Below are 22,139 nucleotides of genomic sequence, written 5' to 3'. Positions count from 1 at the left end.
CCCCCCCCGGTCTCCCCCTCCCCCCCCCCCCCCCCCGCCGCCGTGTCCGCGCGTTGGTGACGGGCGTTAGGATGGCTGGCGGTACTGCCGCGTGCTGTCGCGGTGTTCTCGAGATGAGTAGGAATCGACCTGTGGGTGTCATGGATTTTCTGAGCGGCCTCGGCTCCGGAGCCCAGCTCCGCAGGCTGCAGAAGGTGGCCGATCAGGTCAACTCCATCGAGGAGGAGTTCCAGGCCATGTCGGACGCGGAGCTCCGCGCCGAGACGGACACGTTCCGGGCCAGGATCGCCGACGGCGAGTCCCTCGACAGGCTGATGCCCGAGGCGTTCGCCACCGTCCGCGAGGCCTCTGTGCGGGTGCTGGGTAAACGGCACTTCGACGTTCAGCTCATGGGCGGCGCCGCTCTCCACTGGGGCAACATCGCCGAGATGAAGACCGGCGAGGGCAAGACCCTCGTCGGCACCCTGCCGGCCTACCTCAACGCACTGTCCGGCAAGGGCGTCCACGTCGTCACCACCAACGACTACCTGGCCAAGTACCAGTCGGAGCAGATGGGCCGCATCCACCACTTCCTCGGCCTGGAGGTTGGCGCCATCCTCGCGTCGATGACCCCGGAGGAGCGGCGGGTCGCGTACAGCTCGGACATCACCTACGGCACCAACAACGAGTTCGGTTTCGACTACCTCCGCGACAACATGGCCCTCCGCAGGGAGGACCTGGTCCAGCGTGGCCACCACTACGCCATCGTCGACGAGGTGGACTCCATCCTGATCGACGAGGCCCGCACCCCGCTGATCATCTCCGGCCCCGCCGAGGACACCCATGAGTGGTATCCGGTCTTCGCCAAGCTCGTCCGGACGCTGCGCCGCGATGTGGACTTCGAGGTGGACGAGAAGAAGCGCACCATCGCCGTACTCGCGCCGGGAATCGAGAAGGTCGAGGACAGGCTGGGCATCGACAACCTGTACGAGTCCGCCAACACGCCCCTGATCTCGTATCTCAACAACGCGATCAAGGCGCAGGAACTCTTCAAGCGCGACAAGGACTACGTCCTCGCCGGCGACGAGGTGCTCATCGTCGACGAGCACACGGGCCGCACGCTCGCGGGCCGCCGTTACAACGAGGGGCTCCACCAGGCGCTCGAGGCGAAGGAGGGCGTGCGGATCAAGGACGAGTACCAGACGCTGGCCACCGTCACCCTGCAGAACTACTTCCGCATGTACGACAAGCTCGCGGGCATGACCGGCACCGCGAAGACGGAGGAGTCCGAGTTCCAGAAGATCTACGGCCTGGGGGTCATCCAGATCCCCACCAACCGGCCGATGATCCGCAAGGATCAGCCGGACCTCATCTACCGCACCGAGGAAGCCAAGTACGAGGCCATCGTCAAGGACGTGGTCGAACGCCACGCGGAGGGTCAGCCGATCCTGCTCGGCACCGCATCGGTGGCCAAGTCGGAGCTGCTCTCGGGCCTCCTGAAGAAGGCCAACGTTCCCCACCAGGTCCTCAACGCCAAGCACCACGAACGAGAGGCCGCGATCGTCGCGGAGGCGGGGCGCCGTGGCGCGGTGACCGTGTCGACCAACATGGCGGGCCGCGGCACGGACATCATGCTGGGCGGCAACCCCGAGTTCCTCGCCGACCTGCAGCTGCGTAAGGCCGGCCTGGACCCGCACGAGACGCCCGAGGCCTACGAGGCGCAGTGGGCGGAGACCCTGGCTGCGCTCGAGGAGCAGGTGAAGTCCGAGCACGACGCAGTGGTGGAGACCGGTGGGCTGTACGTGATCGGTTCAGAGCGGCACGAGTCGCGCCGCATCGACAACCAGCTGCGAGGCCGTTCCGGCCGCCAGGGGGACCCGGGGGAGAGCCGCTTCTACCTCTCCCTCAGCGACGATCTGATGCGCCTCTTCCGGCCCGAGCTGCTCGAGCGCGCACTCCTCATGATGAAGGTGCCCGACGACGTGCCCATCGACATGAAGTCGGTGTCGAAGTCCATCGAGGGCGCGCAGAAGCAGGTCGAGGGCCAGAACTTCGAGATGCGCAAGAACGTGCTGAAGTACGACGACGTGCTCAACCGGCAGCGTCACGCGATCTACGGCGACCGCCGGCGGGTGCTGGACGGTGCCGACGTGTCCCAGCAGCTCCGTAACAGCGTGCGCAGGGTGGTCTCCGACGTGGTGCGCGGACACACGTCCGGGCTGCCCGAGGACTGGGATCTGGACACGATGCTCATCGAGCTCAAGACCCTCTACCCGGTGACCCTGACCGAGGAGGCGCTGCTCGACGACCTGCCCGAGCAGGACGAGCTGGTCGACATGGTCGTGGAGGACGCCCTCCGTGCCTATGACGCCCGCGAGGAGCAGCTGGGCGAGCGGACCATGCGCGAGCTGGAGCGCCAGGTCCTGTTGACGGTGCTCGACCGCAAGTGGCGCGAGCACCTCTACGAGATGGACTACCTGCGCGAGGGGATCGGGCTGCGGGCAATGGCCCAGCGCGACCCCCTGGTGGAGTATCAGCGTGAGGGCGGCGACATGTTCGTCGCGATGATGGACGCGTTCATGGAGGAGGTCGTCGGCTTCCTGTTCAACCTCGAGGTGACCGTCCGCCCCGCGGAACCTGAGCTGAAGGTGGGCCTGATCACCGATGAGGACGGCGCCCCCGTCCAGGTGCCGGCCCAGCCGAGCGCGCCCGAACCGCTGGCCAAGGGACTCGAGCGGCGGGCGGAGGCCGCGCTCAGCTACTCCGCGCCGGATGAGACCGGTGAGGTCACTCAGACGTCGGGCGCCCCGGCGGTGGCGGCGGAGAAGGTCGGCCGGAATCAGCCCTGCCCCTGCGGCTCCGGCAAGAAGTACAAGATGTGTCACGGCCGGCCCGGCGGCGCCCTCTAGGAGACCGCTGAACAATCATTCCTCGGCTGCGGCGCACCAGATCGGGCGATCTACCGCCCCCATATCTTGACGAGTATGTCCAATACGCTCACAAGATCTGGGGGCGGTATCTCAATCCCGCCTGATGCGTCCTCGCCGGAGGAAGCATTGTTCAGCACCCTCCTAGGCTGCGACCGCCGCGCCCGCGGTGCGCGCGCCCATGGGCGCGATGATCGTCAGTTCGGTGCAGCGCCAGCCTGCCCTCGTGGCGTCCAGCCGTAGGGCGCAACTCACCACTCGCCCGGCCACCAGGAGGCTCACATTGGCCTCGACGGCCCTTGGGGTGGGCATCTGGGAGCGCACACGGCCCACCCGCACCCGGCGGAAGTCCCCCGCGTCGACGTAGCAGGCCAGGTTGTCGAACGCCTGCCACCGCAGGTGCGGACGCAGCTGATGGAGGGGCCGCCGCCCCATCAGCGCCTCGAGGACGGCATGGATGAGTTGAAGCGCACGCGGTGGGGCGGGGGTGTGCGGCACCTCCGCGACATGGGCCGGGTGGGCCAGCAGCGTGATCGGCAACGGGTAGCTCATGGGCGAGACGCTAGGCGGCGCTGACCCCCACGAGCCATGCCCGGCATGCCTACTGACAACACCTACGTCAGACGGACAACACCTGCGTCAGTTCGGACAACACCTGCGTCGGTCCGGACAACACTTCCCGGGATCGGGACAACACCTCAGCCCCCGAACATCAACAGCAGCCCACCCACCGTGAAGACCACCATGATGGAGAGCAGGGGGAGATGGACGGCCACCCGGTCCGGGTGGGTGCGCACCGCGATGTCGTGGGTGACCAGTACGCCGACCACATGCCCGCCCACGATCAGGAGGACCTGGGTCACGGCGATCAACGTCGGATAGGCGAAGAGGGCGGTGCCGGGCGAGGCCTCGGCCATTCCGAAGAGGTTCCAGCCCAGCCCGAGGGGATCGCTGAACCGGATGAGGGTCCGCTGGCCCTCCAGGTACAGCATCGTGCCGTAATGGGCCAGGGCGTACCCGGCCACGAGCGGGATGAGCCCGGGGGCGAGCGCATCGGCACCGGGGTGGCCGTACGGTCGGGTGCCGAGCCGGAAGAGGCCGTAGATGAACGCGACGCTACCCACCAGGGCGACCGTGGCCACGGGCCAGCCCCACGGTCCGAGATCCTGGGTGGCCCGCACCCACGCCGCCGTGTTGGTGAGCGCGTCGAACAGCGTGCCGCCCAACAGCACGGCGGCGAGCGCCGCCAGGTGCTTCGGAGCGCGCCACGAACCGAGATTGCGCAGGGGGTTCATCCAGATGAGCACCCCACGCCCGCTCCGCCCCCACGGCGAGAGCCGGGCGAGGGCCGAGGCGTAGGCCTCGAAGGGATCGGCCCGGGCGATCCAGCCCTGGCCCCGAAGCGCCACCCCCACGACCACCCACGCCACCCACGCCGCGGCGAAACCCCTCAGCACGGGCAGCGTGGCGCCGTCGGGCTGCACCAGTTCCAGGTACAGGAAGACCAGCAGCGCACCCGCCGCGGGCAGGCGCGACTCTGCGGGGGCTCCGACGGGCGGGGCGCTGGTGGCGCCGGTGAACCGCAGCAGAAGCCGCAGCGGGTTGGTCCGACGGTAGACCGCACCGAAGAGCAGCGAGACGGGCACCAGCCCCACCCACAGCAGGACGTAGACGAAACCGAACACCGGATTGTCGATGCGGTCCACCCCGAACGCGAGGGAGATCGCCGCCAGGAGCCAGACGAGCCCCACCGCGACCCTCAAGGGCCGCGAGAACCACGGCGAGTCCACCACCCGGGTCAGCCTCGGCAGCTCAATCCCCGAGTGGTCGCGGAACCTCGGGGCTCTCCACGCGAACAGCACCACCCAGAACGTGACCACCAGGACGACGGCGGCGCCGCCGAGGACCAGGCCGAACGGCAGCGGAAGATCGCCCCGGGAGGCGATCCCGTGCATCGGGGTCACTTGACGACCAGATCCAGCCAGACGGCGTCGGTGACGTGGGACTCCACCTCGTAGGTCCCGGCCATCGTGGCGTCGAAGACGATGTCCGTCGGCACCCCGGCGGCGAGGTCCTGCTCGATCTCGTACCCGTGGACATGCGCGCGATCATCTGTGGGCGTGGTGATGCGCAGTGTGATCTCCGCGCCGAGCGCCACCTCGACCCTCCGCGTCGCCGCCGGCGGATCCGTCACGGTGAGTTCGATCGTGAGTGGTTCGGCGGTGGGCGCGGCGCAGGCGAGCAGGCCGAGGGCAGCGGCACCGGAGATGAGGTTCAGAAGGACGCGCACCATATCGCCGTCGAACCTACTCCCTTCTCGCAGCATGTGCATCTAGGCTGGTCACGTGAAGCGTCAGCTGGTGTTCATCCCCGTCGCGGCCCACGAGTTGGGCGCCCTCGTGGGGGACCCGCCGATCGAGAACAGGCCCGCCTACACGGTCACGCCTGAGCTGCTGGCCGAACTGGGGTATGCGGAGGCCGAGTCGGAGGACGCGGAGTACGCGGCTCTGATACTGGCCTCCGTCGCCGGTCTCGCCGCCCACGGCGTCCGCCTCGTCGTCGTCGCCGAGGTTGAGCCTTCGCTGATCGAGGAGTCGGAGGATCCCGCCAACGGGGAGGTGCTCCTCCGTTCGTGCCCGACGGGCTCCATGACGGCCTGGTTCGCCGAGGAGCCGGGCGTGGACGTCTCGGATGCCGCGGCCATGTCGCACGGGCTCACCATCGACCTGGCCTGGGACCTGCCCCAGGTGCAGGACCTGCTGCGGGAGCACGAGCTCCTGTGGAACGACGTCGTCGAGTACCGACGAGGAGCGTGAAGGGAAGGCTGCCATGCCTCGATCCATCTGGAAGGGCGCCGTGTCGTTCGGGCTCGTCTCCATCCCCGTCAAGGTCTACGGCGCCACGGAGGACCGCGACGTCTCGTTCCGCCAGGTGCACTCCACCGACGGAGGGCGCGTCCGTCAGCAGCGCGTCTGCGAGAAGTGCGGCGAGGTGGTGGCCTACGCGGACATCGCCAAGGGCTACGAGGCAGCCGACGGGCGCGTGGCCGTCCTCACCGACGAGGACTTCGCCAACCTGCCGCTCAGCACCTTGAAGACGGTCGAGGTCGTCCAGTTCGTCGACGAGGGCGAGGTGGATCCCACGTTCTTCCAGCGCACCTACTTCCTCGAGGCCGAGGCCGCCGGTCAGAAGCCGTACGTGCTCCTGAGGGAGGCGCTCGCCAAGGAGGACAAGGTGGCGGTGGTCAAGGTGGCGCTGCGCAGCCGGGAGTCGCTGGCGCTGATCAGGCCCAAGGACGACGTCCTGCTCCTGCACACCATGTACTGGCCGGACGAGTTGCGCGACGGAGGGTTCGCGTCGCCGTCGGCCGAGGTGAAGATCTCGGACGCGGAGATGGAGATGGCCAAGCTGCTCATCGGGCAGCTCGAGGGGACCTTCGACCCGGACGCCTACCAGGACTCCTACCGTGAGGCTCTGCTCGAGGTGGTCGAGGCAAAGCTGGCGGGCGCGCCGTCGCCGGCGGCGGCAGACACGTCCGCCCCCTCCGGAGACGTCGTCGACCTCATGGCCGCGCTCAAGGCCTCTGTGGAGGCGGCCAAGAAGCGCCGGGAGGCCGCCGCCAGCTGAGGTTGGCTCAGCGCGCGAGCCAGTCCGCCGCGCGGCGCTCCAGGCCGTCGAACGCGTCGCGGATGAACGGCTCGGTGAGCCCCTCCACCTTCTTGCCGACCAGCGGGATCTTCACGGTCAGGCTCCCGGTGTACCTGCCCTGCGTTCCGCCGTCGTGGGCCTTCAGCAGCGCCGCCGCGTCCACCTTGATCGGCATCCCCGGCACGTCGACGTCCACGGTGCCGCGCACCGACCCGTCCGCGGCGGGTGGCTGGAAGCGGAAGACCTGCGCGATGGTCACGGACTGACCGACGAACTTGCTGAGCGAACCGGGCACCGGGAGCTTCATCCTCAACCGGGTTGCATCGTCGTCGATGGAGACGGTGTGCTCGAGAGCCCCAGCGTGCCGGGCCACATCGGCGATGAACTCCTCGTTGCGCATCAGAGCGATCACGGCCGAGGGCTGGGCGGCGTACTGGTGGGTGTAGTCGAGATCCATGCCCGCCAGCGTAGCCGCCATGCCCGAACCCTAGGATTGCGTCATGAAGATCGACCTGCACACCCACTCAAGGGTCAGCGACGGTACAGACACCCCCACCACCCTTGTGATGAAGGCCTTCGAGGCCGGGCTCGACGTCATCGCCCTCACGGACCACGACACCTTCGCCGGAGTGGCGGAGGCCCAGGAGGCCGGCAAGAGGATCGGTGTGAAGGTGCTGGGCGGAATCGAGATGTCCGCGGAGCGCAACGGATCCTCGGTGCACCTTCTGGGCTACGGCTGTGACCCCTTCGACCGCGAGCTCAACGCCGAGCTGGCCCGCATCCGCTTCGGCCGCACCGACCGGCTCCCCGCAATGGTCGCCAAGCTCACCGAGGCCGGCCTCGAGCTCACCCTCGACGACGTGATGGCCGCCGCGAACGGGGCCCCCGCGCTCGGGCGCCCCCACGTGGCGGATGCGCTGGTGGCCAAGGGGTACGTCGCCGACCGCGACGAGGCCTTCGCGCTGTGGATCGGGGACGACAGGCCATGCTACGTCCACCGCTACGCCTGCCCGCTGGAACGCGCGATCGAGCTGGTGCACGCCGCCCGAGGCGTGGCCGTCATCGCGCACCCCTGGGGCCGCGGGGGGCAGCACGTCCTGCCCGCGCCGTACCTCGAGTCGTTGGTGCAGAGTCACGGGCTCGAGGGCATCGAGGTGGAGCACCCGGACCACGACGAGGAGACCCGCTCGCTGCTGTTCGAGATGGGGGGCCGCGTGGGCCTCATCCGGACAGGTTCCAGCGATTACCACGGACTGGGCAAGAAGCGGCACCCGCTGGCCGCCAACCTGACCCGCCCCTCCGCCTACCGCGACCTGCTGGCCCGGATCCGCCGACGGGGCGGCGTCGTCTAGGGCGCTACGCTGGGGCCTCGCACACCGTCGGACACCACACAGGCAGGTTGAGTTCATGTCGCTTTCCCCCGAGGACGCCTTCGACCCGGAGGCATCGCTTGCCCGATCGACGCAGCGGAGCGCGGAGATCGAGCGGCAGCTGACCCTGGACCCCTCCGGCTTCAGGATCCTGACGGGGGACCGCCCCACGGGCAACCTGCACATCGGCCACTACTTCGGTTCACTGCAGAACCGGGTGCGCCTCGCCGCGTTGGGCGTCGAGACGTACGTGGTCATCGCCGACTACCAGGTGATCACCGACCGCGACGGCGTGGGCCCCATCCGGGAGCGCGTCTACTCACTGTTGGCGGACTACCTGGCCGTCGGGCTCGACCCGCAGCAGGTGACGATCTTCACGCATTCGCAGATCCCGTCCCTCAACCAGCTGATGCTGCCGTTCCTCTCGATCGTCACCGACGCCGAGCTCCGCCGCAATCCCACGGTCAAGACCGAGCTCGACGACACGGGTGACCGCCCCATGTCGGGTCTGATGTTGACCTACCCCGTCCACCAGGCCGCGGACATCCTGTTCTGCAAGGCGAACCTGGTCCCGGTGGGGAAGGACCAGCTCCCGCACCTGGAGCAGGCGCGGGTGATCGCCCGGCGCTTCGACGAGCGCTACGGCCGGGTGGACGAGGCGCGCCCGGTGTTCCCGGCGCCGGAGGCGCTGCTGAGCAAGTCCGGCACCGTCCTGGGCCTGGACGGCACCAAGATGTCGAAGTCCAAGGGCAACACCATCGAGCTGGGCATGACCGCCGACGAGACGGCGAAGCTCCTCAAGCGCGCGGTCACCGACTCCGACCGGCACATCACCTACGACCCCGCGACCCGGCCGGAGGTGTCCAACCTGGTCAACCTGGCCGCCCTCTGCCTGGACCGCGACCCGGTCGCAGTGGCGGACGAGGTGGGCGACGGCGGGGGCGGTGGCCTGAAGAAGCTGGTCACCGAGGTCGTCAACGAGTACTTCGCGCCCATCCGCGCGCGCCGCGCCGAGCTGGTGGCGGACCCGGGTCACCTGGAAAGGGTGCTCGCGGACGGGAACCGGAGGGCCACCGCCGTCGCCGACCGGACACTCGACGAGGTCCGGCAGGCGATGCGGATGGTGTACTGAAGCGTTACTCGGCGGTGGGGGTCTCGGCCCCAACCTCGACGCCCCCACGGGTCCGGCGGCGCCGACGGCGGGGCTTGCGCTCCGCGTCGGCGTGCTTCTCCGGCGCGGGGTGGTCGCCTGCGGGCTCCGTCGACCGACGGCTCCGGTGCTTGCGGCCCTCGGTGGGGGAGTGCCTGGCCTCCGAGGCCTTCTCCCGCGCGGCGATGTGCCCCGGCACCCGGCCCTTCGTCCCCTCGGGGATGTCCAGGTCCGTGTAGAAGTGGGGCGACGACGAGTAGGTCTCCGGCGGATCCGCCAGGTCCAGGCCGAGGGACTGGTTGATCAGCTTCCAGCGGTTCACGTCCGCCCAGTCCACCAGGGTCACCGCGACACCGGAGTTGCCGGCGCGCCCGGTGCGGCCGATGCGGTGCACGTAGGTGGCGTCTGTGTCCGGGCACTCGTAGTTGATGACGTGGCTGACGCCGACGATGTCGATGCCGCGGGCCGCGACGTCCGTGGCCACCAGCACGGAGATGGTGTCCGCCCGGAACTTCTTGAGGGACCGCTCGCGGGCCTCCTGGTTGAGGTCGCCGTGGATGGCCGCTGCCGCGAAGCCGCGGTCCACCAGCTCGTCGGTCAGCCTCTGCGCCGCGCGCTTGGTGCGGCAGAAGATCATGACCTTCGTCGTCTTGGCGCCCTGGAGCAGCCGCCCCACCATCTCGGGCTTGTCCAGATCGTGGGCCTGGTAGACGTACTGATCGATGTCCGGGACGGTCATCTTGGCGTCGTGACCCTCGGCGCGGATGTTGACCGGCCTGTTGAGGGTGGCCCGTGCCAGGGTCAGGATGGGGGCGGGCATGGTGGCCGAGAACAGCATGGTCTGCCGGTCCGCCGGCGTCTTGCGCTGCAGGCGCTCGATGTCCGGGAGGAAGCCGAGGTCCAGCATCTCGTCAGCCTCGTCGAGGACCAGCACCTGCACGTGGGAGAGGTCCAGGGCTCCGCGGTCCGCGAGGTCGAGCAGACGCCCGGGGGTGCCCACCGCGATGTCGATGCCGGACTCGAGCGCGCGCAGCTGCTCGTCGTACCCGGTGCCGCCGTAAATGGTCAGCACACGCATCTTGAGGTGCTTGCCCGCCACGTCCAGGTCCCGGCCCACCTGGAGCGCGAGCTCACGGGTGGGGCAGACGACCAGCGCGCGGGGCTTGCCGTGGGTGGGCTTCTCGCCGCCGGAGATGGTCACCAGGCGGTGCAGGAGGCTCACACCGAACGCCAGCGTCTTGCCGGTTCCGGTGCGCGCCTGCCCGATCAGGTCCGTGCCGCTCAGGGCCAGGGGGATCGCCAGCGTCTGGATGGCGAAGGGATGGACGATGCCGGCCTCGGCCAAGGCCGAGGTGATGGATTCGTGAATGCCGAGGTCGGCGAAGGTCTCGTCGACAGGAGTCTCGTTGTCGCTCAGGGCTCAAACCAATCTGGAAGAACTCACGGCACGGTTGGCGCGCCGGAGGCGGGGCATTGCTGCCCGCAGGCCCTCAGTCTAACCCAGGAGGGCTATACCGCGCCGAAGCCGACGGTGCGGCTGCTCGGGGAGCCGAGATCCAGGTAGGCGATGCGGTTGCCCGGGATGAGGATGCGCCGGCCCTTCTCGTCTGCCAGCTCCAGCAGCGTGGAGCCCTGGACGGCCTCGCGCAGCATGGCGGTGAGCTCCTCGGGGGTGGCGGTGGTATCGATGCTGACTTCCCGGGGGATGTCGGTGATCCCGATCTTTACTTCCATGCCGCCACTCTAGTCAGAACCTCCAACCTCCACGATCCGCGCCAGGACGACGGTCACGTTGTCCTTTCCGCCCTGCGCGTTCGCCCAGGCGGTCAGTGCCTCCGCGAGCGTCCCCGGCCCAGTGGCGCCCGGCGCCAGCTCGGCCACCAGGGAGGCCAGCGCCTCAGGCTCGCTCGCGTAGTTCCACAGCCCGTCGCTGCACAGCAGCAGCCAGCCGGCGCCGACGGGGCGGTAGCGCACGAGCGACGGGGTGGCGTCCGTGGACTGGCGGCCCAGCCACTTCGTCAGCGCGTGGGCCTGGATGGACCGCTCGGCCTCGTCGCGGGACATGCCGAGCAGGATCCTGGCCTGGGCCATCGAGTCGTCGGTGGAAAGCTGGTGGGCGGCGCCGTCGTCCCCCAGCCAGTACGCGCGGGAGTCCCCGACCGAGCCCACGGTGATCGACCCGTCGTCCACGGACGCGGCGATCAGGGTGCAGGCGGACGGCGACTCGCCGTCCGCCAGGACGGCCTGGTTGGCTGCCGCGAACGCACCGGCGAAGGCGTCCTCGACCTCGGCGTCCACCGTGCGCTGATCGAGGAGCGCGGCCACCACCGTGTCCGCGGCCACCATCGAGGCACGCTCCGACCCTCGGGCCGTGCTCACGCCGTCGGCCACCGCGATGACGGCCGCCGGGGTGGGTTGGGTCCGCACGGCGATGGCCAGGGCGTCCTGGTTGGTGTGGTGACGGCGGCCGATGTCGCTGCAGCCGCCCACCCACGGGGCGGGCTCGCGAACGTAGTGGGCGCGCGCGGCGGGCGGCGGCTGATCCATGGGTCCTCCGTCCCGGCCTGAAGTTGGCACCATCTTGTCAGAACTGCGCGTCCGGCAGGGCCGGGGACCCGGCGGTGGGGAGCGCGCCGGCGAACAGGTCACCGTGTTCGGCCACCCGTTCGAGCATCTGGGAGGGGCTCACCCTCACCGGCGTCTCGGGGGTCAGCGCGGCCACCTCCTCCCAGGTGAGGGGGGTGGCCACCGACGGTGACTCGAGGCCCCGCACGGAGTACGCCGTCACAGTGTTGCGCGCGGCCAGGTTCTGGCCGTAGTCCACGAAGAGCAGATCCGCCCTGGCCTGCTTGCTCATGATCGCGACGAACTGCTTCGGATAGCGCTGGGCGAGGTGCTGGGCGAGGCCGGCGGCGAACGCGTGCACCTGAGAGGCGGGCGTGGGCTGGATGGGCACGCTCAACTGGAGGCCCTTGTTGCCGGAGCTCTTGGGGTGGGCCTCGAGCCCGAGCTCCGCCAGAGCCGTCGCCGCGAGGATCGCACCCCTGGCCGAGTCCGCAGGGGTGACCCCCGGGCCCGGATCGAGATCGACCACCAGCGTGGTGGCCCGCGGCTCGTCGTCCCCGGACAGGATGAGCCCCTCCGGGGAGGCGGTCGCGTCCTGGACGCGCCATTGGGGGGTGTGCAGCTCCACGGAGGCGAGGTTGGCCAACCAGGCGAGATCCGCGCGATGCCGGGCGGTGACGTAGCTGACGGTGCCGGCCGACGTGGCCACGTCCACCGTCGCCACCCATGAGGGGGCACCCGGGGGCAGATTCTTCTCGTAGAACGACCCTCCCGCGGTCCCGTCCGGGAACCGGACCCTGGTGATCGCGCGGTCCCGGAGGTGGGGCAGCATCGTCTCGGCGATGCCCACGTAGTAGGCGATGAGCTCGCCCTTGGTGAACCCGGATGGAAACAGCGGCTTGTCGAGGTTGCTCAGGGTCAGCACCAGGCCGTCGATCTCCGTGGCGATGCGCTCACTCATGCGGGCCTCCTCCCGGGCACGGGGCCAGCTTGCCACGGCGCGGTGTGGAATTGTCGCAGCCAGCTGGTTGCATAGGACCCATGCACTACCGGGTCCTCCAGTCACCGCCGGCCGAGACGTTCGCGCTGAGCAGCGAGCAGAGCGCGGCTGCCGCGCCCTCGCGCGGGGTCTCCGTGGTGATCGGGGGGCCGGGCACCGGCAAGACGGCCGTCCTCGCGGCCGCGGCCGCCAACCGCGTCGCGGCCGGCAGCAGCCTGGAGCGGATCATCGTCCTGTCGCACTCCCGCGCAGCGGCGCAGCTGGTCAGGCGCCAGATCAGCCGCCGGCTGGACCGGGCCCAGACCTCCCCGCAGGTGACCACCGTCCACGGGCTCTCGCTCGGCCTCCTCAGGCGCTACTGGCCGCACGAGTCCAGCCCTTGGCGGCTGCTGCGGGCCCCCGAGCAGGAGCGGCGCATCCGGGAGCTGCTCGCGGGCATGCCCCAGGAAGCCTGGCCGGAGGAGGTCAGGCCCGCCCTCGGCACCAGGGCCTTCTCGCGCCAGCTGCGCGAGGTGCTCGCCCGCACCCGGCAGCTGTCGATGGATCCCGAGCTGCTCGCCGCGCACGCCTCCGCCGCGGGCGACGAGCTCTTCGCGGCCACGGCCCGCTTCGTCGAGGAGTACCTCACCGTCGGGGACTTCTCGGGCACCCTGGACTACGCCGAGTTGGTGTACCGCAGCCGCCTGCTGCTCACCGAGCCCGGTGTCGCGGCAGGGGTCACCGCCGCGTTCGACGCGGTGCTCGTCGACGACGTGCACGAGGCGGATCCCGCCCAGATCGGCCTCCTGGCGGACCTGGCCGCCCTCGGCCTCCCCCTGCTCGCGCTGGGGGACCCGAGGCAGCGGATCGGCGGATTCCGCGGGGCCAGCCCGACGGCGCTGGCAGACCTGGCCGCCCTGCCGGGAGCCCGGATCACGGCGCTGGAGCGGGGCTTCCGCGCGTCGGTCTCCGTCGGCGCTTCCCTGGAGCTGCTGAGCGGGAGGATCGAGGCAAGGATGGCGCCCCCGTCGCCTGAGCCGCGGTCAGGTCAGGGGGAGGTGCGTGCCAGGGTCTTCGACGACGTGACCGCCGAGCTCGCGCATGTCGCGGCGGAGCTGCGCCAGGCCGTCGCCGTCGACGGATGCGCCTGGTCGGACCTCGCGGTCGTGGCGAGGGCCGGGCGTGCCCAGCTCAGCGCCGTCGCGAGCGAACTGGTCAGGCTGGGGGTTCCGGTGGACGTGTCGGGGGACGAGATCGCGCTCTCGGAGTACCCAGCCGTCGCCACTGTGCTGCTCGCCCTCGCGGTCTCCGCCCGGGCCACCGGGCCGGAGGCGGATGAGGCGCGCCTGCTCATGTCATCGCCGCTGTGCGGGCTCGACGGCGTGGCCCAGCGACGCCTGGGCCGGGCCCTGCTGGCCCGACATCGGAGCATGGGCACCTCCGTCGCGCTGCTCGGTCGCTGCCTCGCAGAGCCGGCGCTGCTCGACGGCATCGCGACGGAGGAGGCGGACGCTGGGCGGGCCCTGGCTGCGCTGCTGGCGGAGGTCCGTGCCGCCCTGGCCCGCGGCGCCGAGGTTCAGGAGGCGTTGTGGGCGCTGTGGGACGGCACGCCCTGGCCCGCCCGGCTCCGGGAGCGGGCCCTGCGCGGATCCAGAAGGGCGAACGCGGACCTGGACGCCATCGTCGAGATCTTCGACCTGGCGGCCAGGCATGAGGACCTCCGTGGGGCGGCCGGCGCCGAGACGTTTCTGCGGGAGGTGTCGGGGCAGGAGATCCCGGCAGACACCGGGCGGGAGCTCACGGTGGGGGGGCGCGGTGTCCGGGTCGTCACCGCCCACCGGACACGCGGACTGGAATGGGAGCGGGTCTGGGTGGTCGGCGCGCAGGAGGGCCTCTGGCCGCGGCTCACCCGCCCCGGGCTGCTGCTGGACGCGGAGCGCGTGCGGGCCGACGAGTTGGCCCCGGCGGGATCGGCTCCTCAGCTGGCGGCAGAGCGCCGGCTCTTCTACGTGGCCTGCTCCCGGGCACGCCGTTCACTCCACGTCAGCGGGGTGCAGGGGATCGAGGGCGAGGGGGGCCGGCCGTCGAGGTTCCTGGCCGAGCTCGGCGTCGAGGTGGAGCGGATCTACGGCCGGCCGGACAGGCTGCTCTCCGTCGCGGCGCTCGTCGGCGATCTGCGCCGGGCGCTGGAGGACGAGGCCACCTCTCCAGGGCTTCGTCGAGCCGCGGCGCTCCGTCTCGCGGACCTCGCGGCGGTCGTCCAGCCCGAGGGCGCCGCAGCCTTCCCCGCTGCGGACCCGTCGCGCTGGTGGGGGATCGCCGGCAGCAGCTCCGGCTCGGCGGCACCGTCCGGGCCGGTGGTCATCACCGGCTCGTCGCTGGAGACGCTCCTGCAGTGCCCGCGGCGGTGGTTCCTGTCCAGGCGGGCGAAGGCAGACACGGGCAGGGTCTCCAAGGCCTCCGTCGGCGATGTGGTGCACCTCCTCGCCAAGCATGCCGCCACCGAGCACCTCACGGCGGAACAGATGCGGGCCAAGCTCGACGACGTCTGGGCACGGATCCCGTTCGAGACCGAGTGGCTCTCGGCCACCGAGCGCACCGAGATCGACCAGGCCGTCGAGAGGTTCGCCGCCTACCACAGCCACAACCCCAACGTGCTGCTGGCGGTCGAGCGCCGGTTCCGGGTGCCGGTCGAGATCGCCGGCCGCGAGGTGGTCCTGGACGGCACGGTGGACCGGCTGGAACAGCAACCGGACGGGCGCCTCCGCGTCGTCGACGTGAAGACGGGGCGCCGGATCCTCCGGGAGGCGGAGGTCGCCGACCATGCGCAGCTCGGCATCTACCAGCTCGCCGCGTCCCTGGGCGCCTTCGACGACCTCGCTCCCGGCGCCCGGGCGGTGGCGCCTCCGGCCCTGTTGTTCCTCCGCGACGGGGAGGCTCTGCCCACCCTCGTGGCGCAGCCGTCCATCGACGACGTCCCGGCGCTCCCCGACGAGGACCTCTCTGTGGGACCCACCTGGGTGCACGACAGGATCGCCACCGGCGTGGACATCATCACCGACGGCAGGTTCGATGCCATGGAGTGCGACGCCTGCCGGTTCTGCGCCTTCGCCACGTCCTGCCCGGCGATGGGCCCGCGGACCGGAGCGCAGCGGTGAGCGTCGTTCCCCTCCGCCGGCGGCTGCTGTCCTCTCCTGAGCAGCTCATCGACGCGCTGCAGATCCCCTTCTCGCCGGAGCAGCTGGACGCGATCACCGCTCCGCTCGAGCCGGCCGTCATCATCGCCGGAGCAGGCAGCGGCAAGACCACGGTCATGGCGGCGCGTGTCGTGTGGCTGGTGGGCACCGGCCAGGTCCGCCCCGAGGAGGTCCTCGGGCTCACCTTCACCCGCAAGGCGGCCGCCGAGCTGGGCACGCGTGTCGCGGCGGCACTGGAGAGGGCGGGGGTGCTCGCCGGGCTGGAGGGCGAGGGGGCGGAGCTCGTGATGACCTACGACTCGTTCGCGGCCCGGCTGGTCAGCGAGTTCGGGTTGAGGATCGGCATCGACCGGGATCCCGTGATGGTCACCGGCGCGAGTCGCTTCCGGCTCGCCACCCGTGTGGTGGCCAACGCCCCGGGGCCGTTCCACAGCATCAGCCGGCTGAGCCACCACTCCATCCCGGAGCGCGTGCTCGCGCTGGACGCCGAGATGCAGTCGCACCTTGTGTCGCCCGAGGATGTGCTGGCCGAGTGCGAGCGCGCCGAGCGCCGCTTCGCGGAGGCTCCGCTGTACCGCGGCAAGACCATGCGTGACGTGGAGAAGGCGCTGGACGCCACCGCCGAGCGGAGGGAGCTCCTGCAGCTGGTCGGCGCGTACCAGGAGCTCAAGCAGGGTCTGGGCGTGGTGGAGTTCGCCGACCAGCTCCGGGAGGCCGTGCGCCTCGTCACGAGCGTTCGCTCCGTGGGCGAGGAGCTCCGCAGGCGGTTCAGGGTGGTGCTGCTCGACGAGTACCAGGACACCTCGTCGGCCCAGGCGCGCCTCCTCCGCGAGCTGTTCACCGGCTCCCCGTTCGGCGATGCCATGGGGTTTCCGGTGACGGCCGTCGGAGACCCGTATCAGGCCATCTACGGGTGGCGGGGTGCCGCCTCCGGCAACATCCTCGAGTTCCCGATGCAGTTCCGCCGCAGCGACGGCGCCCCCGCCGCCCGCTACACGCTGAGCGTCAACCGGCGCAGCGGGCAGCGGATCCTGGACGTCGGCAACGCGCTCGCACGGGACCTCGCCGCCGCTCCCGGCGAGAGTGGCGTCTCGCTGCGCGCCCCGGAGGGCGCCCCGCCGGGGATGGTGGCCGCAGCCACGTTCGACACGTTCCGCGACGAGGTGGACTGGATCGCCGAATCGGTGGTGGCCAGGCACGAGACGGGCACAGGCTGGGCCGAGCTGGCCATCCTGGTGCGCCGGAACGCTCTGCTCGCGCCGCTGTTCGAGGCGCTGCGCGAGCGCGACGTCCCCGTCGAGATCGTCGGGCTCGGGGGCCTGCTCGCGCTGCCGGAGATCGCCCCGATCGTGTCCACGCTCCGGGTGATCGACGATGTCGCGGCCAACCCGGCTGTCGCGGCCCTCCTGTCGGGGCCCCGCTGGCAGCTGGGACTCGCTGACCTGGAGCTGCTGGGGGAGCGGGCGAGGCGGCTGGCTGGATCCCCCACGCCGCCGTCGGACATGGGCGAGGCGCTGGTCCACGCCGTGACCCAGGCGGATCCCGGCGAGGCGGTGTGCCTGCTCGACGCGGTCGCCGACCCTGGCGACCTGCCGTTCAGCGAGGGCGCACGCGATCGCCTCAGGCGGTTCCACCAGGAGGTGGCCGAACTGAGGCGGCACTCGGCGGAGCCGGTGGCGGACCTGGTCACCCGGGTGATCGCAACCCTGGGCCTGGAGCCGGAGCTGATCGCCTCCGGTGCGGAGACGAGCCAGGTGGCCCGGTTCGTGGCAGAGGTGGCGGGCTACACCGATGTCGACGGAGACGGCAGCCTCAGCGGCCTCCTGGCATATCTCGACGCCGAGGAGGACTTCGGGGAGGGCCTTCAGCAGGCGGTGCCCAGCGAGGCGGACTCGGTCAAGCTCCTCACCGTCCACCGGGCCAAGGGACTCGAGTGGGACACCGTGTTCCTCCCGAGCCTGGTGGACAAGGTGTTCCCGTCCGAGCCTAGGTCCGGGATCTGGCCCACGCGGGCCGAGACCCTCCCCGCGACGCTGCGCGGGGACTCGTCGAGCATCCCGCAGCTGCGCGAGTACACCAGGAACGGCCTGGCCGCCTACCGGGAGGCCAGCCGTGCGGACCATCGGCTGGCGGAGGACCGCCTGGCCTACGTGGCGGTCACCAGGGCGAAGCTGCTGCTGGTGGCCTCCAGCCACGTCTGGACGCCGGGCAACATCCGGCCGAGAACCGAATCGCCCTACTTCACCGTGCTGCGCGAGGCGGCCGAATCCGCCCAGTGCTATCTCGACGAGGCAACGCGCGGGACCGACACCAACCCGGTGCCGGCCGTGCCCGCGCGGGCCGCGTGGCCGGCGGCGCTCGACGCGGACGTCGTCGCGTCCCGGGCCGCCGCCGCCGAACTGGTGGCGCAAGCGGGTGCCCTGGTCGGTGCCGGCGAGGAGGAGCGCACCGGGTGGGTGTGGGAGTCCGGGCTCCTCACCCCGGACGAGGAGGCGCGCATCTCGTCCTGGGACGAGAGCGCGCGGCACCTGGCCGCACTCGCGGGCAGGCGCGGGGGCCGAGAGGTGGCCCTGCCGGAGGGGCTCTCCGCCACGGCCCTGATGTCGCTGCGGCGGGACCCGTCGGGGTTCGCCGCCTCACTCCTGCGGCCCATGCCGCGGCCCCCGTCGATGGCGGCCAGGGTGGGCGACCGGTTCCATGCCTGGGTGCAGCAACGGTTCGAGCTCCCGGCGGCGCTGGACGAGGTCGAGGCTGAGCCCGCGGCGGACCCGGCCCAGCTGGGGCCGCTCATCGCCGCCTTCGAGGCCGGGCGTTTCGCCGATCTCGCGCCCGTCGGCATCGAGGTGCCGTTCGTCATGTCGTGGGGCACGCAGGTCCTCCGCGGCCGGATCGACGCCGTCTACGGCTGGGAGCGCGACGGGATGGACTACCTCGTCGTGGACTGGAAGACCTCCGACCGCCGGGCGGACCCGCTCCAGCTGGCCGTCTACCGCCAGGCCTGGGCACAGGCCCGGGGCGTGGACCCGTCGCGGGTTGGCGCGGCGTTCTACCATGTGCTGGCAGACCAGTTGCGCCTCGTGGAGGCCCCGGCCTCCCTGATCGACGATGCGCTGAAGGCGGGAGTGGAGACATGACGAACCACTGGAGCGTGCCGTCCGGGCTGGACCGCGCACCCGTCGCCCGCGCAGACGCGGACGTGGACGCCTCGTGGGCCGCCGCTGTGGTGCTCGAGGTGGACCCGGACGGCAACGTGTCGTCACGTGACGGGCGTCCCCTCCCGGTGCCCCGGCCGGGGCCCCGTCGCGCTGAGGACATCCTGCTCGGCTGGTTCCAGGGCCGGCCGTGGTTCGCCCGGCCCGCCGCGGTCATCGACGGCGAGACGCTCGGCTGGCGGGACGTGGACCCGGCGGACTACGACCCCCTCGCGGCCGCCGTCGCCCTCACCAGGTGGCACCTCCAGGCCCCGGCCTGCGAGCGCTGCGGGGCCACGACGCGCCCAGACCAGGCGGGAGCGCGGCGGGCATGCGACGCGTGCGGCGCCCTGGCCTTCCCCCGCATCGACCCGTGCGTCATCGTGGCCATCACCGACCCGCATGACCGGCTGCTCCTGGCCAGGCAGCGGCAGTGGCAGGCGCGGCGGGTCTCCATCGTCGCCGGGTTCATCGAGGCCGGCGAGTCGGCCGAGCAGGCGTGCCACCGCGAGGCCGGGGAGGAGGTCGGCGTGGTGCTGGAGCGGTTGGAGTACGTGTCCAGCCAGCCCTGGCCGATGCCGCGCTCGCTCATGCTCGGATTCAACGGGCGGGCGGCAGACTCCCGGATACGCGTCGACGGCGACGAGATCGCTGAGGGCGCGTACTACACCCGCGCGGATCTCGCCGCCGCCGTCGAGTCCGGTGACGTCATGCTCCCGGGGAGGGCGTCGATCGCCCGCCACCTGATCGAGCGGTGGTTGGCTACCGGCTGAGCCTGTCCGTCTCGTCCTGGATCCTGCTGGCCACTTCGGTCAGCTTCTCCCGGTGCTGCGTCGCGTGATGCGCGCAGAACAGCAACTCGCCACCGGAACGCAGGAAGACGCGGAGATATGCCTGCGCCCCGCAGCGATCGCAACGGTCGATCGCGGTGAGCGTCGGGTCCATGGTTACTTCAGTCATCGTGGGCTCCTCACCTTTCTGCTTCTTGGTAGTCAAACGTAGCGGGGCGTCACAATGTTCCCTCAACTGCGTGGGTAATCTGGGCCGGTGCAGACCCCGAAGAGCAAGCAGCCGCATTCCCGAGACTACGAGGCCAAGAATCTGCTGGTCCTCGAAGGGCTCGAGGCCGTACGCAAGCGCCCTGCCATGTACATCGGCTCGACGGACACCCGGGGGCTCATGCACTGCCTGTGGGAGATCATCGACAACGCGGTGGACGAGGCGCTGTCCGGATTCGGGGAAGCGATCCAGGTCACGCTGGGCGCGGACGGGTCCGTGGCGGTCACGGACCATGCCCGCGGCATCCCCGTCGACACGGAGCCGCGCACAGGCCTGTCCGGCGTCGAGGTGGTGTTCACCAAGCTCCACGCCGGGGGCAAGTTCGGCAACTCGTCCTACAACGCCACCGGAGGCCTGCACGGGGTGGGGGCGTCGGTGGTGAACGCCCTCAGCTCCAGGCTCGATGTGGACGTCGACCGCAACGGCGCCACCTGGTCGATGAGCTTCCGCCGCGGTGTCCCCGGGGTCTTCGACGGCGACGGCCCGGACGCGCCGTTCACGCCCGGGGGAGGCCTCCGCAAGTCGGGACGGGTGGCGAAGGGCACCACCGGCACCCGGGTCCGCTACTGGCCGGACCGGCAGATCTTCCTCGCAGACGCGGAACTCTCGCTCACGCACCTCCATGACCGCGCACGGCAGACGGCCTTCCTGGTGCCCGGGTTGCGCATCGACGTCGACGACTCGCGCGACGGCGAGCCTGCGCGGGAGTCCTTCGTGCACGTCGGCGGGATCACCGAGTTCGCCGACTTCCTGGCCACCGACGCCCCGCTGACCGATGTGATCCGGCTCCAGGGGCGGGACTCGTTCGTCGAGACGGTACCGATGCTCGACGAAGCCGGGGCCATGACGCCCACCGACGTGGAGCGTGATCTCGACGTCGACATCGCCGTCCGGTGGGGCACCGGCTACGACGCCCACGTCAAGTCGTTCGTCAACATCATCGCCACCCCGAAGGGCGGCACGCACGTCACCGGATTCGAGCGGGGCCTCACGCGCGCGTTCGTGAAGTCACTCGACGGCACCCGCCTCCTCAAGGCGGGCGAGGAGGTCCTCAAGGACGACTGCCTCGAGGGCCTCACCGCCGTCGTGACGGTGCGCCTGGCCGAGCCCCAGTTCGAGGGGCAGACCAAGGAGGTGCTCGGGACCCCGCCCGTGCAGAAGCTCGTGGCCGGGATCGTGGAGCGGGAGATGGGCGAGTTCCTCACCAGCACGAAGGCCGCCATCCGTCCCATCGCGCGCACTCTGATGGAGAAGGTCGTCAACGCCTCGCGCACGCGGGTGCAGGCGAGGGCGCACAAGGACAACCAGCGGCGCAAGAACGCACTGGAGTCCTCGGCCCTCCCGACGAAGCTGAAGGACTGCCGCTCCAACGCCGTGGACGCCACCGAGTTGTTCATCGTCGAGGGCGATTCCGCCCTCGGCACGGCCAACGTGGCCCGGAACTCGGAGTTCCAGGCGCTGCTGCCCATCCGCGGCAAGATCCTCAACGTGCAGAAGGCCTCGGTGGGCGCCATGCTCGAGAACGCCGAGTGCGCCTCCATCATCCAGGTCGTCGGCGCCGGGTCCGGCCGGACCTTCGACGTGGAGGCGGCCCGCTACGGCAAGGTGGTGTTCATGGCGGACGCGGACTCCGACGGGGCCCACATCCGCTGCCTGCTCGCCACCCTGTTCTTCCGCTACATGCGTCCCCTGGTGGAGGCAGGCCGGGTGTACTCGGCGGTGCCCCCTCTGCACCGGTTCGAGCTGATCAACCCGAAGCGGGGCTACGAGAAGTACATCTACACCTACTCGGACGCCGAGTACCAACGCAAGGCCGCTGAGTTGACCAAGCGCGGGCAGGCCTTCAAGGAGCCGCAGCGGTACAAGGGCCTGGGCGAGATGGACGCGGACCAGTTGGCGGACACCACGATGAGCCCCAGGCACCGGACCCTCCGGCGCCTCACCGTCGACGACGCGGCGGGCGCCGAGCGGGTGTTCGAGATGCTCATGGGCAACGAGGTGGCGCCCCGCAAGGAGTTCATCATCCAGGGTGCCTACGCCGTGGAGGCCGACCGCATCGACGCGTGACGCCCGG

General features: G+C 70.8%; 18 protein-coding genes and 1 pseudogene. 10 read left to right on the top strand and 9 right to left on the bottom strand.

The window, feature by feature from the left end:
- Positions 1-131 precede the first annotated feature (131 nt).
- Together secA and ACZK5D_RS10720 are read left to right on the top strand one after the other, a co-directional pair.
- Positions 132-2,624: pseudogene (gene secA / locus ACZK5D_RS10725) on the top strand (preprotein translocase subunit SecA); the annotation flags it as partial.
- A 3-nt stretch (positions 2,625-2,627) separates the two neighbouring features.
- Complete coding sequence (locus ACZK5D_RS10720; RefSeq protein ID WP_463665295.1) at positions 2,628-2,888, top strand: SEC-C metal-binding domain-containing protein; 261 nt, start codon at positions 2,628-2,630, stop codon at positions 2,886-2,888.
- A 162-nt stretch (positions 2,889-3,050) separates the two neighbouring features.
- Here the strand turns inward: ACZK5D_RS10720 and ACZK5D_RS10715 are convergent, their stop codons facing one another.
- The 3 genes from ACZK5D_RS10715 to ACZK5D_RS10705 form a co-directional block, all read right to left on the bottom strand.
- Positions 3,051-3,458 carry an Rv3235 family protein gene (locus ACZK5D_RS10715; RefSeq protein ID WP_458994087.1) on the bottom strand — a complete coding sequence of 136 codons (408 nt, stop codon included), beginning with the start codon at positions 3,456-3,458 and terminating at the stop codon, positions 3,051-3,053.
- A 146-nt stretch (positions 3,459-3,604) separates the two neighbouring features.
- Positions 3,605-4,870 carry a hypothetical protein gene (locus ACZK5D_RS10710; RefSeq protein ID WP_463665272.1) on the bottom strand — a complete coding sequence of 422 codons (1,266 nt, stop codon included), beginning with the start codon at positions 4,868-4,870 and terminating at the stop codon, positions 3,605-3,607.
- Positions 4,867-5,199, bottom strand: coding sequence for a hypothetical protein (locus tag ACZK5D_RS10705; RefSeq protein WP_458994085.1), 333 nt, complete (start codon positions 5,197-5,199; stop codon positions 4,867-4,869). The genes ACZK5D_RS10710 and ACZK5D_RS10705 overlap by 4 nt, the downstream gene beginning before the upstream one ends.
- A gap of 52 nt (positions 5,200-5,251) precedes the next feature.
- On the opposite strand from ACZK5D_RS10705, the gene ACZK5D_RS10700 reads away from it, so the two are divergent.
- Both ACZK5D_RS10700 and ku read left to right on the top strand, forming a co-directional pair.
- On the top strand, positions 5,252-5,722 hold the full coding sequence (locus ACZK5D_RS10700; RefSeq protein ID WP_463665271.1) for a DUF6912 family protein: 471 nt from the start codon (positions 5,252-5,254) through the stop codon (positions 5,720-5,722).
- Between the two features lie 13 nt (positions 5,723-5,735).
- Positions 5,736-6,533 carry a non-homologous end joining protein Ku gene (gene ku / locus ACZK5D_RS10695; protein WP_458994083.1) on the top strand — a complete coding sequence of 266 codons (798 nt, stop codon included), beginning with the start codon at positions 5,736-5,738 and terminating at the stop codon, positions 6,531-6,533.
- Positions 6,534-6,540: 7 nt separating this feature from the next.
- On the opposite strand, the gene ACZK5D_RS10690 is transcribed toward ku, so the two are convergent.
- Positions 6,541-7,032, bottom strand: coding sequence for a DUF2505 domain-containing protein (locus tag ACZK5D_RS10690; RefSeq protein ID WP_458994082.1), 492 nt, complete (start codon positions 7,030-7,032; stop codon positions 6,541-6,543).
- Between the two features lie 22 nt (positions 7,033-7,054).
- Here ACZK5D_RS10690 and ACZK5D_RS10685 point away from each other — a divergent pair, with 22 nt between their 5' ends.
- A complete protein-coding gene (locus ACZK5D_RS10685; protein ID WP_458994081.1) occupies positions 7,055-7,906 on the top strand; it encodes a PHP domain-containing protein in 852 nt (283 codons plus the stop codon).
- Positions 7,907-7,961: 55 nt separating this feature from the next.
- On the top strand, positions 7,962-9,056 hold the full coding sequence (gene trpS, locus ACZK5D_RS10680; protein WP_458994080.1) for a tryptophan--tRNA ligase: 1,095 nt from the start codon (positions 7,962-7,964) through the stop codon (positions 9,054-9,056).
- 4 nt (positions 9,057-9,060) lie between these two features.
- Here trpS and ACZK5D_RS10675 read toward each other — a convergent pair whose 3' ends face one another.
- The 4 genes from ACZK5D_RS10675 to ligD form a co-directional block, all read right to left on the bottom strand.
- Positions 9,061-10,491, bottom strand: coding sequence for a DEAD/DEAH box helicase (locus ACZK5D_RS10675; RefSeq protein WP_458996540.1), 1,431 nt, complete (start codon positions 10,489-10,491; stop codon positions 9,061-9,063).
- Positions 10,492-10,583: 92 nt separating this feature from the next.
- On the bottom strand, positions 10,584-10,808 hold the full coding sequence (locus ACZK5D_RS10670) for a DUF3107 domain-containing protein (RefSeq protein ID WP_458994079.1): 225 nt from the start codon (positions 10,806-10,808) through the stop codon (positions 10,584-10,586).
- Positions 10,809-10,817: 9 nt separating this feature from the next.
- Positions 10,818-11,621: a PP2C family protein-serine/threonine phosphatase gene (locus tag ACZK5D_RS10665; protein ID WP_458994078.1), complete on the bottom strand. Its 804-nt coding sequence runs from the start codon at positions 11,619-11,621 to the stop codon at positions 10,818-10,820.
- Positions 11,622-11,658: 37 nt separating this feature from the next.
- On the bottom strand, positions 11,659-12,600 hold the full coding sequence (gene ligD / locus ACZK5D_RS10660) for a non-homologous end-joining DNA ligase (protein ID WP_458994077.1): 942 nt from the start codon (positions 12,598-12,600) through the stop codon (positions 11,659-11,661).
- An 80-nt stretch (positions 12,601-12,680) separates the two neighbouring features.
- On the opposite strand from ligD, the gene ACZK5D_RS10655 reads away from it, so the two are divergent.
- Genes ACZK5D_RS10655 through nudC form a run of 3 tightly spaced genes read left to right on the top strand, consistent with a single transcriptional unit; the run spans position 12,681 to position 19,779 of the window.
- Positions 12,681-15,776 (top strand): PD-(D/E)XK nuclease family protein, encoded by a 3,096-nt coding sequence (locus tag ACZK5D_RS10655; RefSeq protein ID WP_463665270.1) that lies wholly within the window; start codon positions 12,681-12,683, stop codon positions 15,774-15,776.
- Positions 15,773-18,949: an ATP-dependent helicase gene (locus tag ACZK5D_RS10650; protein ID WP_463665269.1), complete on the top strand. Its 3,177-nt coding sequence runs from the start codon at positions 15,773-15,775 to the stop codon at positions 18,947-18,949. The genes ACZK5D_RS10655 and ACZK5D_RS10650 overlap by 4 nt, the downstream gene beginning before the upstream one ends.
- Positions 18,946-19,779 (top strand): NAD(+) diphosphatase, encoded by an 834-nt coding sequence (nudC, locus tag ACZK5D_RS10645; RefSeq protein ID WP_463665268.1) that lies wholly within the window; start codon positions 18,946-18,948, stop codon positions 19,777-19,779. The genes ACZK5D_RS10650 and nudC overlap by 4 nt, the downstream gene beginning before the upstream one ends.
- On the opposite strand, the gene ACZK5D_RS10640 is transcribed toward nudC, so the two are convergent.
- Positions 19,769-19,966 (bottom strand): DUF7455 domain-containing protein, encoded by a 198-nt coding sequence (locus ACZK5D_RS10640; RefSeq protein ID WP_458994073.1) that lies wholly within the window; start codon positions 19,964-19,966, stop codon positions 19,769-19,771. The two genes, nudC and ACZK5D_RS10640, sit on opposite strands and share 11 nt — an antisense overlap.
- A gap of 87 nt (positions 19,967-20,053) precedes the next feature.
- Here ACZK5D_RS10640 and ACZK5D_RS10635 point away from each other — a divergent pair, with 87 nt between their 5' ends.
- Positions 20,054-22,132, top strand: coding sequence for a DNA gyrase/topoisomerase IV subunit B (locus ACZK5D_RS10635; RefSeq protein WP_463665267.1), 2,079 nt, complete (start codon positions 20,054-20,056; stop codon positions 22,130-22,132).
- Positions 22,133-22,139 lie beyond the last annotated feature (7 nt).

The organism is Tessaracoccus yangjingae, from assembly GCF_055326235.1.
This window is presented reverse-complemented; position numbering and strand designations above follow the sequence as displayed.